The organism is Ralstonia sp. TCR112 (assembly GCF_007997035.1).
Classification (GTDB): Bacteria; Pseudomonadota; Gammaproteobacteria; order Burkholderiales; family Burkholderiaceae; genus Ralstonia; species Ralstonia edaphi.
The window spans coordinates 1-16,262 of sequence record NZ_VOSS01000046.1; the positions used below are offsets into that span (position 1 = coordinate 1).

The 16,262-nt window shown below is 64.8% G+C and carries 12 protein-coding genes and 3 pseudogenes; 14 read left to right on the plus strand and 1 reads right to left on the minus strand.

Annotated features, from left to right (window positions below; translation table 11 throughout):
- The first annotated feature begins 122 nt into the window (after window positions 1-122).
- The 13 genes and pseudogenes from FUT88_RS13845 to FUT88_RS13905 all read left to right on the plus strand — a co-directional run bounded on the left by FUT88_RS13845 (window position 123) and on the right by FUT88_RS13905 (window position 14,948).
- Entirely contained in the window at window positions 123-1,130 is a 1,008-nt protein-coding gene (locus FUT88_RS13845) for a porin (RefSeq protein ID WP_325205669.1), read from the plus strand.
- 164 nt (window positions 1,131-1,294) lie between these two features.
- Window positions 1,295-2,308, plus strand: a complete 1,014-nt coding sequence (locus tag FUT88_RS13850; protein WP_147215931.1) for a 2-dehydro-3-deoxygalactonokinase — start codon at window positions 1,295-1,297, stop codon at window positions 2,306-2,308.
- A 76-nt stretch (window positions 2,309-2,384) separates the two neighbouring features.
- Window positions 2,385-3,389 (plus strand): arabinose ABC transporter substrate-binding protein, encoded by a 1,005-nt coding sequence (locus FUT88_RS13855; protein WP_147215933.1) that lies wholly within the window; start codon window positions 2,385-2,387, stop codon window positions 3,387-3,389.
- A 33-nt stretch (window positions 3,390-3,422) separates the two neighbouring features.
- Window positions 3,423-4,958 (plus strand): L-arabinose ABC transporter ATP-binding protein AraG, encoded by a 1,536-nt coding sequence (gene araG, locus FUT88_RS13860; protein ID WP_147215934.1) that lies wholly within the window; start codon window positions 3,423-3,425, stop codon window positions 4,956-4,958.
- A 17-nt stretch (window positions 4,959-4,975) separates the two neighbouring features.
- Window positions 4,976-5,983: an L-arabinose ABC transporter permease AraH gene (araH, locus tag FUT88_RS13865; RefSeq protein ID WP_147215936.1), complete on the plus strand. Its 1,008-nt coding sequence runs from the start codon at window positions 4,976-4,978 to the stop codon at window positions 5,981-5,983.
- Between the two features lie 10 nt (window positions 5,984-5,993).
- Window positions 5,994-6,907, plus strand: a pseudogene (locus tag FUT88_RS13870) (SMP-30/gluconolactonase/LRE family protein).
- A pseudogene (locus FUT88_RS13875) lies at window positions 6,888-7,771 on the plus strand (aldose 1-epimerase). Before FUT88_RS13870 ends, FUT88_RS13875 begins: the two co-directional pseudogenes overlap by 20 nt.
- The gene (locus FUT88_RS13880) at window positions 7,768-8,574 is read left to right on the plus strand and encodes an SDR family oxidoreductase (protein ID WP_147215937.1); all 807 of its coding nucleotides are present in this window, start codon (window positions 7,768-7,770) and stop codon (window positions 8,572-8,574) included. The pseudogene FUT88_RS13875 and the gene FUT88_RS13880 overlap by 4 nt, the downstream one beginning before the upstream one ends.
- Entirely contained in the window at window positions 8,571-9,197 is a 627-nt protein-coding gene (locus tag FUT88_RS13885) for a 2-dehydro-3-deoxy-6-phosphogalactonate aldolase (RefSeq protein WP_147215939.1), read from the plus strand. The genes FUT88_RS13880 and FUT88_RS13885 overlap by 4 nt, the downstream gene beginning before the upstream one ends.
- 20 nt (window positions 9,198-9,217) lie before the next feature.
- Window positions 9,218-10,366, plus strand: a complete 1,149-nt coding sequence (gene dgoD, locus FUT88_RS13890; RefSeq protein WP_012762895.1) for a galactonate dehydratase — start codon at window positions 9,218-9,220, stop codon at window positions 10,364-10,366.
- Window positions 10,367-10,481: 115 nt separating this feature from the next.
- Window positions 10,482-12,508: pseudogene (gene tkt / locus FUT88_RS13895) on the plus strand (transketolase).
- An 86-nt stretch (window positions 12,509-12,594) separates the two neighbouring features.
- Window positions 12,595-13,593: a type I glyceraldehyde-3-phosphate dehydrogenase gene (gap, locus tag FUT88_RS13900; RefSeq protein WP_009241512.1), complete on the plus strand. Its 999-nt coding sequence runs from the start codon at window positions 12,595-12,597 to the stop codon at window positions 13,591-13,593.
- A 311-nt stretch (window positions 13,594-13,904) separates the two neighbouring features.
- Window positions 13,905-14,948 carry a LysR family transcriptional regulator gene (locus tag FUT88_RS13905; RefSeq protein WP_147215941.1) on the plus strand — a complete coding sequence of 348 codons (1,044 nt, stop codon included), beginning with the start codon at window positions 13,905-13,907 and terminating at the stop codon, window positions 14,946-14,948.
- Window positions 14,949-15,019: 71 nt separating this feature from the next.
- On the opposite strand, the gene fur is transcribed toward FUT88_RS13905, so the two are convergent.
- Window positions 15,020-15,451 (minus strand): ferric iron uptake transcriptional regulator, encoded by a 432-nt coding sequence (fur, locus tag FUT88_RS13910; RefSeq protein WP_147215943.1) that lies wholly within the window; start codon window positions 15,449-15,451, stop codon window positions 15,020-15,022.
- Window positions 15,452-15,600: 149 nt separating this feature from the next.
- On the opposite strand from fur, the gene FUT88_RS13915 reads away from it, so the two are divergent.
- Window positions 15,601-16,257, plus strand: a complete 657-nt coding sequence (locus FUT88_RS13915; protein WP_147215944.1) for an outer membrane protein assembly factor BamE — start codon at window positions 15,601-15,603, stop codon at window positions 16,255-16,257.
- Window positions 16,258-16,262 lie beyond the last annotated feature (5 nt).

Below are 16,262 nucleotides of genomic sequence, written 5' to 3' on the forward strand. Positions count from 1 at the left end.
TGCCTCCAGCGATCTCAAACCGCGCGCCGCACCGGACCCCGCCTACAAAAACATTTCAGGAGACGTCATGAATCGAACCACCGCTGTTCGCGGGATGCTGGCGTGCGCCTTGCGCTCGCTGGCTGACCGCCTCCCGCCTCGACACAACCAACGTCACGCTGTACGGCCGCGTCGCCAGCGGCATCGACTACCAGAACAACGTCGCCCCCACCGCGACCTCGCCGGGCGGCAGCCTCTGGCGCGCCGCCGACAACCAGTGGGGGACCAGCATGTTCGGGTTCATGGGCAAGGAAGATCTGGGCGGTGGCCTGCAGGCGCTCTTCCGGCTCGAATCCGGCTTCGGCGCGGCGCAAGGCCGGACCAACGGCGATGCGCTCTTCAACCGCCGTTCGTACGTCGGCCTGTCCAGCCCGACCTGGGGCACGTTGACGGCCGGCAAGAACCTCTTCATCAGCAACGACGTCTGGTTCCTCGACCCGACCGGCCAGCAGTTCATCGGCTCGGCCACGCTCGTGCGCGGACGCAACTGGCCGGGCGCCAACAACATCGTCGAATATCAAAGCCCGACCTGGGGCGGCTTCCAGATCGGCCTGCAGACCGGCTTGGGCGAGCAGCCGGGCTCCTTCACCAACAGCCGCCGCGATGGCGTATCGGCCGTCTACAAGACGGGCCCGCTGGAAGTACGCGCGATCTACGACGTGATCCGCGACGGCAACGGCAAGTTCAGCGACATCTTCAACTTCTCGAAGGAAGCGACGATCGGCGGCACGTACACCATCGGCAAGGCGAAGCTGTTTGCCGCGTATGAAAACCTGTCGGCGCCGGATGCCGCAGCGGGCGCGCCGACCAAGGCGAACCACTACTGGCTCGGCATCAACTACGAAGTCACGCCGGCGCTGACGCTGATCGGCGCGGCCTATCGCGTCAACGTCAACCATGGCGGCGGCAACGCCAACCTGTTCATGGCCGGCGCGAACTACAACCTGTCCAAGCGCACGATGCTGTACGCGAGCGTGGGCACGGTGCAGAACAGCTCCACCGCCAATTTCTCGGTGGAAGCGACCAACAACAACCCGGCCCCGGGCAAGAACCAGCTGGGTGCCTATACGGGTATCGTTCACTCGTTCTAAAAAACCGCTCATGATCCCGCTGTGCGCCCCGAACTTCACTGCGCGCGCCGCTGTCTTCAGCGATGGCGGCGCTTTCCGGGTCAACCTCGGGCCGCTTGCTGCGGGATCATGAAACGGTTTTTCGCCTCGGGCCCCGTCCCACGTCACACCAAGCAATGCCACGCATGAACATCCTCACCATCGATACCGGTACCACCAACACACGCGTCACGGTCTGGCGCGATGACGTTGCGCTTTGCCAGGCTGCGCGCCAGGTTGGCGTGCGCGATACCGCCATCACCGGCAACCGGACGACGCTGCAGCGCGGCGTGCAAGACACGATCGAAGCTGCGCTGCAGAAGGCCGGGTTTGGCATGAGCCAGGTCGACTTGGTGCTGGCGTCCGGCATGATCACCTCCAACGTCGGGCTGCACGAAGTCCCGCACCTGATGGCACCGGCTGGCCTGCGCGACCTGGCGGCCGGGATGGTGCAGGCGAGCATCCCCGAGGTGTGCCCCCAGCCGATCTGGTTCGTGCCGGGCGTGCGCAATCCGGTGGACAACCTCGGCCTGCACAACATCGAGTCGATGGACATGATGCGCGGCGAAGAGGTCGAGACCATGGGTTTGGTCTCGCGCCTTGGCATCACCGAACCGGCGGTGATCGTGCTGCCGGGCTCGCACTCGAAGTTCGTGCACCTGGACGCCGACCAGCGCATCACCGGCTGTGTGACCACGCTGGCCGGCGAGCTACTCCACGTGATCACGCACAACACCATCCTGGCCGACGCGCTCGACTCCGACTTCGCCACCGAGGTCGATCCGGAAATGTTGCTGGCGGGCGCGCGCAGTGCCAGCAGCATCGGTCTGGGGCGCGCCTGCTTCATGGTGCGCACGCTGGGGCAGTTCACGATCTACGAGCGCAATGCGCGGGCCAACTTCCTGCTGGGCGCCGTGCTGGGCGCGGATCTGCTCACGCTCAAGAACAGCAGCGCGATCCGCATGAACCCGGGCACGCAGTTCGTCATCACTGGCAAGCCGCTGTTGCGCGAGGCGCTGGCCGTGCTGGTGTCGGACGACGATTTCTTCTCGGGCAAGGTCACCGTCACCAGCAGTGAACAGCAGGAACACCTGGCCGGCAGCGGCGCGATCGCCATCGCACGCGAGCGCGGCCTGGTCAAAACCTTGAAGGTGGCGTAAGCCGGGCGCGCACGCCATTCCATCTTTCATCCAACCCAGAACAGATGCCGCAAAGACGGCGTCGCAAGGAGACAATATGCAACAACAACGACGCGGGACATTCAAGGCCATTGCGGCCGCCACGCTGTTCGCCATGGCCGGCGGCCTTTCGGTGTTTGCCCATGCAGCCGATGACGTGAAGATCGGCTTCCTGGTCAAGCAGCCCGAAGAGCCGTGGTTCCAGGACGAATGGAAGTTCGCAGATCAGGCCGCCAAGGAAAAGGGCTTCAAGCTGGTGAAGATCGGCGTGCCCAGCGGCGGCGAAGTCCTGACCGCCATCGACAACCTGGGCGCGCAGCACGCGCAGGGTTTCGTGATTTGCGTGCCCGACGTGAAGCTCGGGCCGGCGGTCGTGGCCAAGGCCAAGCAGAACAACCTCAAGCTGATGACGGTGGATGACCGCTTGGTCGATGGCGCAGGCAAGCCGATCGAGTCGGTGCCGCACATGGGCATCTCGGCCACGAAGATCGGCGAACAGGTGGGCGACGCCATCGCGCAGGAGATGAAGAAGCGCGGCTGGAACCTGTCGGAGGTGGGTGCCATCCGCATTGCCTATGACCAGCTGCCGACCGCCAAGGAACGCACCGACGGCGCAGTCGCCGCGCTCACCAAGGCGGGCTTCCCGGCCGCCAACGTGTTGACCAGCCCGCAGGCCAAGACGGATACCGAGGCCGCCTTCAACGCCGCCAACATCACGCTGACGAAGAACCCGAAGTTCAAGCACTGGATCGCCTTCGGCCTCAATGACGAAGCCGTGCTCGGCGCTGTGCGCGCAGCGGAAGGCCACGGCGTGAAGCCGGCGGACATCATCGGCGTGGGCATCGGCGGCAGCCAGTCGGCGCTCAACGAGTTCGCCAAGCCTGAGAAGACCGGCTTCTTCGGCACCGTGCTGATCAGCCCGAAGCGTCACGGCTACGAGACCTCGGTGAACATGTATGAGTGGATCAAGAACAACAAGGCGCCGGATCCGCTCATCCTGACCAGCGGCCGCCTGATGACGCGCGACAACGAAAAGGCCGTCCGCCAAGAGATGGGTTTGTGATTTTGCGGATGACGTTGTTGAAGGAGACTTGCCATGTCGGCGTTTCTTGAGTTTCGTGGCATCAGCAAGGTGTTTCCGGGTGTGCGGGCGCTGTCCGATGTGTCGTTCGGCATCGAATGCGGTCGCGTGCACGGCTTGCTGGGCGAGAACGGCGCGGGCAAGTCGACGCTGTTGAAGATCCTGGGCGGCGACTATCAGCCCGATGGCGGGCAGATCGTCGTCGAGGGAAAGCCGACGACGTTTCCGACCACGCGCGCGGCGCTGGATGCCGGTATTGCCGTCATCCACCAGGAATTGCAGACGGTGCCCGAGCTGACGGTGATGGACAACCTGCTGCTCGGCCACCTGCCGGCCAGCGGCGGGTTCATCCGCCAGCGCGAGGCGATGGCCTGGACGCGCGAGCAGCTCGGCCGCATCGGCGTCGACCTGGACCCGCGCGCCAAGCTGAAACATCTGTCGATCGGCCAGCGCCAGATGGTCGAGATCTGCAAGGCGATCCTGCGCGATGCGCGCGTGATTGCGCTGGACGAGCCGACGAGTTCCTTGTCGATCCGGGAGACCGACATCCTGTTCCGCCTCGTGAAAGACCTGCGCGCGCAGGGCCGTGCGCTGATCTACATCTCGCACCGGCTCGACGAAATTTTCGAGCTGTGCGATGGCTGCACGATCTTCCGCGACGGCCGCAAGGTGGCGGACTTCCCGTCGATGGCCAACGTCACGCGTGACGAGCTGGTGGCGCAGATGGTCGGCCGCCAGATCGACGACATCTTCGACTACCGCGCCCGCCCGCTGGGCGAGGTGCGCTTGCAGGTGGATGGCCTGATGGGCCCGAAGCTGGCCGAGCCGGCAAGCCTGTCCGTACGCCGCGGCGAGATCGTCGGCCTGTTCGGGCTGGTGGGCGCAGGGCGCTCGGAACTGGCCCGATTGATCTACGGGGCCGATCGCAAGACGGCGGGCAGCATCACGCTCGATGGCGTGCCGATCCGCATTCGCGATGTGGCCGACGCCATCCGCCAGGGCATCGTCCTGTGCCCGGAAGACCGCAAGGAAGAGGGCATCATCGGCTGCCGGTCGGTGTCGGAAAACATCAACATCAGCTGCCGGCGCAACCAGCGCCGCTTCGGCCTGTTCGTCAATGACCGGCAGGAAGCGAAGACGGCTGATCACTACATCAATCGGCTGCGCATCAAGACGCCCAACCGCGAACAGCCGATCCGCCTGCTGTCGGGCGGCAATCAGCAGAAGGCCATCCTGGCGCGCTGGCTGGCGGAAGACGACATGCGCGTGCTGATCATCGACGAGCCCACGCGCGGCATCGACGTTGGTGCCAAGAACGAGATCTACCAGGTGCTGTACGAACTGGCCGAACGCGGCGTGGCCGTGCTGATGATTTCCAGCGAGCTGCCGGAAATCCTCGGTGTGGCCGACCGCGTGCTCGTGATGAGCGAAGGCCGCATCGCCGGCGAATTGCCGCGCGAACAGGCCAACGAGCACGCCGTGCTCAAGCTCGCGCTGCGGCCTGAATCTGCGCCGTTGCCGTCCGCACCATTGCCGCCGCTGGCGGCATGAGAACCCCGGAGTCCAAGATGTCCCAGTCTCAACCCCTGCAACATTCCGATGCGCTCGCCGCATCGGCACGCTCTGCCATGAACAAGACGCGCCTGCTTCGCCTGCTGGACGATTTCAGCCTGCCGCTGATCTTCGCCATCCTCTTTGCCGCGCTGTCGTTCTCCGTCGAGTATTTCTTCTCGTGGCAGAACATGGTCGGCCTTGCGCTGTCCGTCTCGCAGATCGGCATGGTCGCCTGCACGATGATGTTCTGCCTGGCATCACGTGATTTCGATCTGTCGATCGGCTCCACGGTGGCGTTTGCCGGCGTGTTGTGCGCCATGATCATCAACGCCACCGGCAGCATTGCGCTCGGCATCGGCGCGAGCCTGGTGGCGGGCGCGATCATCGGCGGCATCAATGGTTTCGTGATCGCCAAGCTGAAGATCAATGCGCTGATCACAACGCTGGCCACGATGGAAATCGTGCGGGGCCTCGCTTTCATCGCCTCGCATGGGCAGGCGGTGGGCGTGTCCGACATGGATTTCTTCGACCTCGGCAACACGATCTTTTTTGGTGTGCCGACGCCGGTGTGGGTCGCGGCGCTGTGCTTTCTCGTGTTTGGTGTGCTGCTCAACAAGACGATCTACGGCCGCAATACGCTGGCGATTGGCGGCAACCCGGAAGCCGCGCGGCTGGCCGGCGTGAACGTCAACATGACGCGCATCGTGATCTTCCTGATCCAGGGCGTGATCGCCGCGCTGGCCGGCGTGATCCTGGCGGCGCGCATCACCAGCGGCCAGCCGAATGCGGCGCAAGGCTTTGAGCTGAACGTGATTTCCGCCTGCGTGCTGGGCGGCGTGTCGCTGCTCGGCGGCCGCGCGACCATCAGCGGGGTGCTGGTCGGCGTGCTGATCATGGGCACCGTGCAGAACGCGATGAACCTGCTGAACATCGACGCGTTCTATCAGTACCTCGTGCGCGGCGCGATTCTGCTGGCGGCGGTGTTGGTCGACCAGTTGAAGAACCGCGGCGGTCGTGAGTGAGGCCGTGCAGATGACAACCGCAACCACGCTGTCCGATCTGCGCTGCACGCTGGGCGAAGGCATCGTCTGGGACGGCGCCCTGCGCGTGCTCTGGTGGACCGACATCCAGGAATCGCTGCTGTGGCAGCACGATCCGGCGACGGGGCAGGAGCGTCAATGGCCGCTGCCGCAACGCGTCGGCTCTTTCGTGCTGACGGACGAGCCCGGCGTGCTGATCCTCGGCCTTGCCAAGAACATCGCCCGCTTCGACACGCGCACCGGCGCGCTCACGCTGCTGGCTGACGTCGAATCCGACAACCCGACCACGCGCGTCAATGACGGCCGCGCAGACCGCTCCGGCAACTACGTCTTCGGCACGCTGCACGAGGGCGGCCCCGAACCCACCGGCAGCTTCTATCGCTTCACGCCGATGGGCACGTTGCAACGCCTGGCGCTGCCGCACATCGCCATCGCCAACAGCATCGCCTTCAGCCCCGACGGCGAGACCATGTATTGGTGCGATACCAACAGCCGGCGCATCCACGCGTGCGACTACGACGGGCAGACCGGCGCAGTCGCCAATATTCGCGTCTTCGCCGATCTGCGTGACCAGGATGCCGATGGCGCCCACAAGGGTTCGCCCGATGGCTCGACCGTCGACGCAGACGGCTGCCTGTGGAATGCCGAGTGGGGCGGCAACCGACTGACGCGCTACGCACCGGATGGCCGCGTGCTGGCGCGCGTGTCCGTGCCGGCATCGCAGCCCACCTGCCCTGCATTTGGTGGCGAGGCGCTCGACACGCTGTATCTGACGACGCGCGCGACGGATTGTCGGCGCGCCGCCTGGCAGAAGACGTGAATGCCGGCGCGACGTTGCAGCTTGCCGTGCCGGACGTACGCGGATTGCCGGAGGGCCGGTTCGGCCATGCCTACGTTGCAGCTTGAGAACGGCACGCTGCGCGCCGAGGTATTGCCCGAAGCCGGTGGCGGCTTGCTGCGTTTCGATCTGCTGCGTGACGGCGATGTCGCGCCGATCTTTCGGCCGGGGACAGCAGAAGCCGCGCTGCACGATCCGAGAGCGCTCGCCTGTTTTCCGCTCGTGCCGTGGTCCAACCGCATCGGCGGTGGGCGCTTCCAGTTCGAGGGGCGGACCATCGACGTGCCGGGCACGCGTGACGACGAAGCGTATCCGCTGCACGGCCACGGCTGGCTGATGCCGTGGGAGGTGGTCTCACAAACAGACACGTCAGTCGAACTCGCCGCAACGGTCGACCACGGCCGCCCCTTCCGCTACCTGACGACGCAGCGCTACACGCTCGCGGGCAACACGCTGGAAATCTCGCTGACGGTACGCAACGAAGGCGCGCCGCTGCCGTTTGGGCTGGGCGTGCATCCGTTCTTTCCGCGCACGCCGGATGTTCGGTTGCTCGCCAGCGCCACGGCCATGTGGGAATCCGCATCGGACCATCTGCCGACGGTTCTGCAGGCGCCGCATGCAGATGCAGACTTTCGCAAGCTCCGGAAGCTCGAAGCCAACGCCGCCATCAATCACAGCTTTGAAGGCTGGGATGGCCACGCCGAGATCGTCTGGCCCAGCCGCCGCGTGTCTGTGCAGATCACGGCCGACACGTCGCGCTATGTGCTGTACACCCCAGCCGGCTACGACTTCTTCTGCTTCGAGCCCGTCGACCACGCCATCAACGCGCACAACTTACCTGGCCTGCCGCAAGACCACGGGCTGACGATTCTCGCGCCGGCCAGAGCCTGCGGCGCAGCTATCAATTCACCGTGAATCGAACTGACGCATGACTGCTTCTCCGATGTCTTTTCCGCCGCGTCTTGCCGGCAAGGTCGCCTTGGTGACAGGCGCCACGCAAGGCATTGGCGGCGCGATTGCCAAGCTGTTCGCGCAGCACGGCGCGCGCGTGATCGTCAACGCGCTGATGCGTGACGCGCGCGCCGAAGCCTTTGCCGCCGAAATTGGCAACAGCGTTGGCAACGACAACATCCTCCTCGTGCAAGCCGACGTGCGCGACCGCGCCCAGATCGACGCAATGGTCGCTGCCGGCGTCGAGCGCTTTGGCGGGATCGACGTGCTGGTCAACAACGCCGGCATCAACGTGTTTTCCGATCCGCTCGAGTTGAGCGAGGACGACTGGGCGCGCTGCCTTTCCGTCGATCTGGAAGGCGCGTGGCACTGCGCGCGCGCCGTGCTGCCGCACATGCTGGCGCGCGGGGCGGGCAGCATCGTGAACATCGCGTCGGTGCATGGGCACAAAATCATTCCGGGCGCGTTTCCCTATCCGGTGGCCAAGCATGGGCTGATCGGGCTCACGCGAGCGCTGGGCATTGAATATGCAGCGCGCGGAATCCGCGTCAATTCGATTTCGCCGGGGCTGATCCTCACGCCGATTGCCGAGGCCGGCTTTGCCGCCGCTCCTGATCCGGAAGCCGAACGCCGCCGCCAGGCCGAGCTGCTGCCGTGCAAACGCATCGGCGAGCCCGAAGAGGTGGCCTACACCGCGCTGTTCCTCGCCTCCGACGAGGCGCGCTTCATCAACGCGACCGACATCCTCATCGATGGCGGCCGCTCGCAGCTCTATCACGAATGACCTGGACAACCCACCTTCCGCTGATCGCCATCCTGCGCGGCATCCGCCCTGACGAGGTGCTCGCGCATACGCAGGCGCTTGTCGATGCCGGCTTCGATGCCATTGAAATTCCGCTGAACTCGCCCGACTGGGGGCAGAGCGTGCAGCTCGCCGCGCGTTCCTTTGGCGACCGCGCGCTGATCGGCGCGGGCACCGTCCTGCGCGCCGAAGACGTTGACCTGATGGTCGCGGCGGGCGGCAAGCTGGTCGTCACGCCCAACACGCATACGCCGGTGATCCGCGCTGCCGTCGACGCCGGCCTCGTCACCTGCATCGGCTGCATGACCGCCACCGAGGCTTTTGCCGCGCTTGACGCGGGCGCGCAGGCGCTGAAGATCTTCCCGGCCGGCAATCTCGGGACCGGTTATGTCCGCGCGCTCAAGGCCGTGCTGCCCGCTGACGTGCCGGTATTTGCCGTCGGCGGCATCACGCCGGAGAACCTTGCCGATTACCTTGCCGCCGGCTGCATCGGCGCCGGCCTCGGCAGCGACCTGTATCGCCCGGGCCAGCCCGTCGAGCGCACCGCCGAACGCGCGCGCGCCTTCGTCACCGCCTACCGCGCCGTCCAATCTGTCCGCACCTGAACGCACCTTCGATTCGATCCATGAAAATCACCCGCCTGACCACGTACCGCCTGCCCCCGCGCTGGATGTTCCTGAAAGTCGAGACCGACGAGGGCGTCACCGGCTGGGGCGAACCCGTCATCGAAGGCCGTGCGCGCACGGTGGAAGCAGCGGTGCACGAGCTGTCCGACTACCTCATCGGCCAGGACCCGAGCCGCATCAACGACCTGTGGCAGACCATGTATCGCGCCGGCTTCTACCGCGGCGGCCCGATCCTGATGAGCGCCATCGCCGGCATCGACCAGGCGCTGTGGGACATCAAGGGCAAGGTGCTGGGCGTGCCGGTGTACGAACTGCTCGGCGGCCTCGTGCGCGACAAGATGCGCACCTACAGCTGGGTCGGCGGCGACCGCCCGGCCGACGTGATTGCCGGCATGAAGGCGCTGCAGGCCGGCGGCTTCGATCACTTCAAGCTCAACGGCTGCGAAGAGATGGGCATCATCGACACGTCCCGCGCGGTGGATGCTGCGGTCGCCAAGGTTGCTGAGATTCGCTCGGCGTTCGGCAACACCGTCGAATTCGGGCTGGATTTTCACGGCCGCGTTTCTGCGCCGATGGCCAAGGTGCTGATCAAGGAGCTGGAGCCGTATCGCCCGCTCTTTATCGAAGAGCCCGTGCTGGCCGAGCAGGCCGAAACCTATGCCCGCCTGGCCGCCCACACCCATCTGCCAATTGCCGCCGGCGAGCGCATGTTCTCGCGCTTCGACTTCAAGCGCGTGCTGGAGGCAGGCGGGGTGTCGATCCTGCAGCCGGACCTGTCTCACGCCGGCGGCATTACCGAATGCGTGAAGATCGCCGCCATGGCCGAGGCTTACGATGTGGCGTTGGCGCCGCATTGCCCGCTTGGCCCCATCGCGCTGGCGGCCTGCCTGCACGTGGATTTCGTCAGCTGGAACGCCACGTTGCAGGAACAAAGCATGGGCATCCATTACAACAAGGGCGCCGAACTGCTCGATTACGTGCGCAACAAGGCCGATTTTGCGCTGGAAGGCGGCTATATCCGCCCGCCGCGCCTGCCCGGCCTGGGCGTGGACATCGACGAGGCGCTGGTCATCGAACGCAGCAAGGAAGCACCCGACTGGCGCAACCCGGTGTGGCGCCACGCCGACGGTTCCGTCGCAGAGTGGTAAGCCGGGCGGGGGAGGGGACGTCGTAGCACGTTTTACTGACCGCGATCACCCCAGCCGGGTCATTCCCGTCTGGTAAAATCGCGGTTTTCCCGCCTATCTCCTGCCGCAGGTTCGCATGACCGCCCCCGCCCTCCACTCGAATACCACCCAGCCTACCCAGTTGATGGCCAGCGCCATTCGCGTGCTTGCCATGGACGCCGTCCAGCAAGCCAATTCGGGCCACCCCGGCGCGCCGATGGGCATGGCGGATATCGCCGTGGCACTGTGGAGCCGCCACCTGCGTCACAACCCGCTCAACCCGCGCTGGCCCGACCGCGACCGCTTCGTGCTGTCCAACGGCCACGGCTCGATGCTGATCTACGCGCTGCTGCACCTGACCGGCTATGACCTGCCGATGTCGGAACTGAAGAACTTCCGCCAGTTGCACAGCAAGACCGCCGGCCACCCGGAATACGGCATCACCCCGGGCGTGGAAACCACCACCGGCCCGCTGGGCCAGGGCATCACCAACGCCGTGGGCATGGCCCTTGCTGAGCGTCTGCTGGGCCAGGAATTCAATCGCCCGGGCTTTGACATCGTCAATCATCACACCTACGTCTTCCTGGGCGACGGCTGCCTGATGGAGGGCATCAGCCACGAGGCTTGCTCGCTGGCCGGCACGCTGGGCCTGAACAAGCTGATCGCGCTGTGGGACGACAACGGCATCTCGATCGACGGCGACGTCGTCCACTGGTTCAACGACGACACCCCGAAGCGCTTCGAAGCCTACGGCTGGAACGTGATCCGCGCCGTCGACGGCCATAACGTTGCCGCCGTGGAAGCTGCGATTGCCGAAGCCAAGAAGTCGGACAAGCCGACGCTGATCTGCTGCCGCACGCTCATCGGCAAGGGTGCGCCCAACAAGGAAGGCGGTCACGACGTGCACGGCGCCCCGCTGGGCGGCGTGGAAATCGCGGCCGCGCGCGAAGCGCTGGCCTGGCCGCACGCACCGTTTGAAATTCCGCAAGCCGTGTACGACGCGTGGGATGCCAAGGGCCAGGGCCAGGCACTGGAAAAGGCCTGGAACGCGCTGTTCGACGCGTATTCCGAGCGTTACCCGGCCGAGGCCGCGCAGTTCGAGCGCCGCATGCGTGGCGAACTGCCGGAAGCCTTCGACAAGGCCGTCGCCGAGTTCATCGAGAAGTGCGAGCAAAAGGCCGAGACCATTGCCACGCGCAAGGCCAGCCAGAACACGCTGGAAGCCTATGGCCCGGTGCTGGGCGAGCTGCTCGGCGTTCGGCCGACCTGACCGGCTCGAACCTGACCAACTGGAGCGGCAGCAAGGCCGTGCGTGTGGATGCCTGGGGCAACCACATCAACTACGGCGTGCGCGAGTTCGGCATGAGCGCCATCATGAACGGCATCGCGTTGCACGGCGGCTACATTCCGTACGGCGGCACGTTCCTGACGTTCTCCGACTACAGCCGCAACGCGCTGCGCATGGCCGCGCTGATGAAGATCCGCTCGATCTTCGTCTTCACGCACGATTCCATCGGCCTGGGCGAAGACGGCCCGACGCACCAGTCGATCGAGCACGTTGCCAGCCTGCGCCTCATTCCGAACATGGACGTCTGGCGTACCGCCGACACCACCGAAACCGCCGTCGCCTGGGCTGCCGCCATCGAGCGCCAGAACGGCCCGAGCTGCCTGATCTTCAGCCGCCAGAACCTGCCGTTCCAGGCGCGCAACCCGGCCACGCGCGAGGCGATCGCCCGCGGCGGCTACGTGCTGCGGGATGGGGCAAATGCGGCCGCCAACGGCAAGCCTGACGTGGTCATCATCGCGACCGGCTCGGAAGTTGGCCTGGCGGTCGGTGCAGCAGACCAGCTCGCCGCCGAGGGCATCCACGCGCGCGTGGTTTCGGTGCCGGCCACGACCGTGTTCGACAAGCAGGATCCGGCCTACAAGGCGAGCGTGCTGCCGGCCGGCGTGCCGCGCATCGCCGTGGAAGCGGGCGTGACCGATTTCTGGTGGAAGTACCAAGTGCAAGCCGTGGTGGGCATCGACACGTTCGGTGAATCCGCCCCGGCAGGCGTGCTGTTCAAGCACTTCGGCTTCACCGTCGAGAACGTGGTGAACACCGCCAAGAGCGTCATTGCTTAACTGAATTTGCGTACGCGGCACCCACGAGGTGCCGCGCTGGTTTTTATCGCATCGTCGATTTCTTTTCTGCTATCAGGAGACTGACCATGACCATCAAGATCGGCATCAACGGCTTCGGCCGCATCGGACGCATGGTGTTCCGCGCTGCCGCCGCCAACTTCAAGGACATCGAAGTTGTTGCCATCAACGACCTGCTGGAGCCCGACTACCTGGCGTACATGCTGAAGTACGACTCGGTGCACGGCCGCTTCGACGGTGAAGTGTCGGTCGACGGCAACACGCTCGTCGTCAACGGCAAGAAGATCCGCCTGACCGCCGTGAAGGACCCGTCCGAGCTGAAGTGGGGCGAAGTCGGCGCCGACGTGGTGATCGAATCGACCGGCATCTTCCTGACCAAGGAAGGCGCGCAAAAGCACATCGACGCGGGCGCCAAGAAGGTGATCATGTCGGCTCCGTCGAAGGACGACACCCCGATGTTCGTGTACGGCGTGAACCACGAAACGTACAAGGGCGAGGCGATCATCTCCAACGCTTCGTGCACGACCAACTGCCTGGCGCCGGTTGCCAAGGTGCTGAACGACAAGTGGGGCATCAAGCGCGGCCTGATGACGACCGTGCACGCTGCCACCGCCACGCAGAAAACCGTTGACGGCCCGTCCAACAAGGACTGGCGCGGCGGCCGCGGCATCCTGGAAAACATCATCCCGTCGTCGACCGGCGCTGCCAAGGCCGTGGGCGTGGTGATCCCGCAACTCAACAAGAAGCTGACCGGCATGTCGTTCCGCGTGCCGACCTCGGATGTGTCGGTGGTCGACCTGACCGTCGAGCTGGAAAGCGCCGCCACGTACGCTGAAATCTGCGCCGAAATGAAGGCGCAGAGCGAAGGCGCGCTGAAGGGCGTGCTGGGCTACACCGAAGACAAGGTCGTCGCTACGGATTTCCGCGGCGATGCACGCACCTCGATCTTCGACGCCGAAGCCGGCATCGCACTGGACGGCACCTTCATCAAGGTCGTGAGCTGGTACGACAACGAGTGGGGCTACTCGAACAAGTGCCTGGAAATGGCGCGCGTGGTCGGAAAGTAATCCTGCTGAACGGCACAGAAGAACGCGCCTTCGGGCGCGTTTTTCTTAGGTGGGCCAAGCGCAGGCCAGTCACAGGCACGCCCGCCTCGCCTGAGGCCCGTCGACGTTTGTTATGGACGGGAAAGAAAACGTTTGCGGGCGAGCAAATTTCCAATTCGCGCTACAGGAATTCGCTTTGAAAATCGGGTTGCAGTCCGTACACTGAACAAATACTACATTGTGATGTGGCGGGCTTTTACGTCGCGTCCGGCCCATTGCCTCGGCAATGGTTGCCTTTCCAGTTTTCCAACGTGTTCGAGCCAAGGCGTCCCATGGTCAACGTCGATACCAAGCTGCTGGTGATTTTTGTTGAGCTGCTGAGCAAGCGCAACGCCACCTACGTGGCTGAAAAGATGCACATGACCGCACCGGCTGTCTCGCATTCGCTGGGTCGTTTGCGCGAGATCTTCGACGATCCCCTTTTCATTCGCGTTCCGCACGGCCTGACGCCCACGCCCAAGGCGCTTGAGCTGGGCCCGAAGGTGCGCGAGATGCTCGACCTGTGGGCGGCCATCAACGAGGGCGATATCGCCACGTTCGACCCCGCCGAAGCCACCGGCACGTTCAACGTCAGCTTTGCCGGCACGCTGGGCGATGCGCTGTTCGACCGCTTCCTGCTGCGCATCAAGCGCCTGGCGCCGGCATTGCAGGTGCGCCTGACCGAATCGTCTTCGTGGGAAGCCGATGTGGCGGCCATGCGCGCCAACGAGCTGGATCTGGCCTTCTCTCCGTTCCCCACGCGCCACCCCGAGATCATGGAAGAGGTCGTGACCTCCTTCAACATGTGGGTCTGCGCGCGCAAGGACCACCCGATCCTCGGCGATCGCTGCACGCTGGAGCAATACCTCGACTGCGAGCATATCTTCATCGCGCAGGGCAGCCCGGGCAGCCGTGTCGCGCCGTCGCTCATTCCGCTGGACTACGCCTTGCAGCAGCGCGGCCTCAAGCGCAACTCGACCATGACGGTGCACAGCTGGCGCACCCAGGGCGAAGTGGCGGCCCAGACCGACATGATCTTCACGGTCAATTCGCTGATGAAGGATATGGTCTGCAAGATGTACGACCTCAACGCATTCCCGCTGCCGACCGAGCTGGAAACTGTGCTGGGCCTGAACATGCTGTGGCACCGCAGCCGCAACACGCACCCGATGCTGGTGTGGGCGCGTCAGCTCTTCAAGCAGGTCGTGGCCGAATACACCGGGCAGGCGTCCGGCGCGCCGGCCCATCCGCCCGTGCAGGCCAAGGAACACGGCAAGGCCGAGAAGGGTGGTCAAGGCGACGCAGAAAAGGAGGGTGAGACGCGGCTGTCCGCCTGACATCCGCCATCTCGCCGCTCCAATGAAAAACGCCGCAGACGATGCGGCCGTTTCCTTTTGGCGACGATGCTTCAGCGCTTTGGCCGGTGCGGGCAGGCTTCCTTCGTGCAATTGCCATAAAGCGACAGCGCGTGCTCCTGCAGCGCAAAGCCGCGCGCACGGGCGATGCTCTGCTGGCGCTGTTCGATCTCGGCATCAAAAAATTCTTCGACGCGGCCGCAATCGAGGCACACCAGGTGATCGTGGTGCTTGCCCTCGTTGAGTTCGTAGATGGCCTTGCCGGATTCGAAGTTGTTGCGTGACAGCAGCCCCGCCTGTTCGAATTGCGTCAGTACGCGATAGACCGTGGCCAGGCCAATGTCCATCTGCTCGGCGAGCAGGATGCGGTACACGTCTTCGGCGCTCATGTGGCGCTCTTCGCTGGTCTGAAAGATCTCGAGGATCTTCAACCGCGGCACCGTGGCTTTCAGACCGATGTTCTTGAGGTCTGCAGGACTCGGCATGCGCCAGGCTCCCTAGAGTACAATGTTCGGATTCCAATCATAAGGGTTTTGGCGGCAAAAGTCCTATTGACGGGCCTGCACAATGTGCCTGGCCGTCGCCGATTCCTCCCGTACCGGCACACCCGGAACCGTTTGAAGGCCGATCGCTCATGACCTTTTCCTTTGCGCGCAGTCCTGTCCGTTTTGCCCACGTCGCCCGTCGCGGCGGCCTGTTGATGGGTGCCATGCTCGCTGTGTCGGCGTTGCTGGCCGGATGCGGCACCTATGACAGCACCACGCGCAAGATCGCCAATGCCGTCACGCCGTATCGCATCGACATCGTGCAAGGCAACTTCGTGTCGCGCGAACAGGCGGCGCAGCTCAAGGAAGGCATGACCCGTGACCAGGTGCGCTTCGTACTCGGCACGCCGCTGTTGACGGACATGTTCCACGCCAACCGCTGGGACTATATTTTCTCGTTCAAGCGTGGCAATACGGCTGTTGTGCAGGAACGCAAGCTGACCGTGTGGTTTGACGGCGATCGCCTCGCCAAGTGGGTGGGCGCTGATGAACTGCCGTCCGAAGCGGAGCTGATCTCGGAAATCGACGGCATCAAACGTCCGAAGAAGGACGCCGCGCAGGCCGCTGCTGCCGCGGGCGCGGCACCCGCTGCACGTGCACCGTCGATTCCGTCGGCTGAAGTGACGGACCGCGTGCAGTCGACCGCAGGCTCCAAAAACAACGTTGACGTGACGCTGCCGGAGCGCCGCACTGGCGGTGGTGGTACTGACACCAGCGTTCCGCCGCCGGCCACCCAATCGCAGTGAACGCC

What these genes read in the sequence shown, in the direction of transcription:
- FUT88_RS13850 (WP_147215931.1), top strand. Translation starts at nt 1,295, where the DNA reads ATGAACATCCTCACCATCGATACCGGTACCACCAACACACGCGTCACG.
- FUT88_RS13855 (WP_147215933.1), top strand. Translation starts at nt 2,385, where the DNA reads ATGCAACAACAACGACGCGGGACATTCAAGGCCATTGCGGCCGCCACG.
- araG (WP_147215934.1), top strand. Translation starts at nt 3,423, where the DNA reads ATGTCGGCGTTTCTTGAGTTTCGTGGCATCAGCAAGGTGTTTCCGGGT.
- araH (WP_147215936.1), top strand. Translation starts at nt 4,976, where the DNA reads ATGTCCCAGTCTCAACCCCTGCAACATTCCGATGCGCTCGCCGCATCG.
- FUT88_RS13880 (WP_147215937.1), top strand. Translation starts at nt 7,768, where the DNA reads ATGACTGCTTCTCCGATGTCTTTTCCGCCGCGTCTTGCCGGCAAGGTC.
- FUT88_RS13885 (WP_147215939.1), top strand. Translation starts at nt 8,571, where the DNA reads ATGACCTGGACAACCCACCTTCCGCTGATCGCCATCCTGCGCGGCATC.
- dgoD (WP_012762895.1), top strand. Translation starts at nt 9,218, where the DNA reads ATGAAAATCACCCGCCTGACCACGTACCGCCTGCCCCCGCGCTGGATG.
- gap (WP_009241512.1), top strand. Translation starts at nt 12,595, where the DNA reads ATGACCATCAAGATCGGCATCAACGGCTTCGGCCGCATCGGACGCATG.
- FUT88_RS13905 (WP_147215941.1), top strand. Translation starts at nt 13,905, where the DNA reads ATGGTCAACGTCGATACCAAGCTGCTGGTGATTTTTGTTGAGCTGCTG.
- fur (WP_147215943.1), bottom strand. Translation starts at nt 15,451, where the DNA reads ATGCCGAGTCCTGCAGACCTCAAGAACATCGGTCTGAAAGCCACGGTG.
- FUT88_RS13915 (WP_147215944.1), top strand. Translation starts at nt 15,601, where the DNA reads ATGACCTTTTCCTTTGCGCGCAGTCCTGTCCGTTTTGCCCACGTCGCC.